This is a genomic window from Micromonospora fiedleri, assembly GCF_016774385.1.
GTDB classification, from domain to species: Bacteria; Actinomycetota; Actinomycetes; order Mycobacteriales; family Micromonosporaceae; genus Micromonospora; species Micromonospora gifhornensis.
The window spans coordinates 1-255 of sequence record NZ_JAETXL010000136.1 but is presented as its reverse complement, the minus strand read 5'-3'; the positions used below and the strand labels follow the sequence as shown (position 1 = coordinate 255).

Below are 255 nucleotides of genomic sequence, written 5' to 3'. Positions count from 1 at the left end.
CCCGCTGGGCGCTGATCGAGCCAACACTGAGCGCTTGGCGGCAGGCCCGACTCGACCGGCGGCCCACCGGCCAGCCGGCCACCGTGGAATTGCGGGAGATCTTCAACGCGATCCTGTACGTCAACCGGACCGGAATTGCCTGGAAATACCTTCCCCACGACTTCCCCTCACACAATACGGTGTACGCCTACTACGCGGCCTGGCGCGACGAAGGAATCTTCGCCAAAATCGGATACGACCTGGCTGGGTTGGCCC

1 protein-coding gene is annotated in these 255 nt (G+C 63.9%); it reads left to right on the top strand.

Features of this window, described 5'->3' with window-relative positions; all coding sequences use genetic code 11:
- A partial coding sequence (locus JMF97_RS30980; RefSeq protein WP_203224706.1) for a transposase occupies nt 1–255 on the top strand: 255 nt, incomplete at both ends.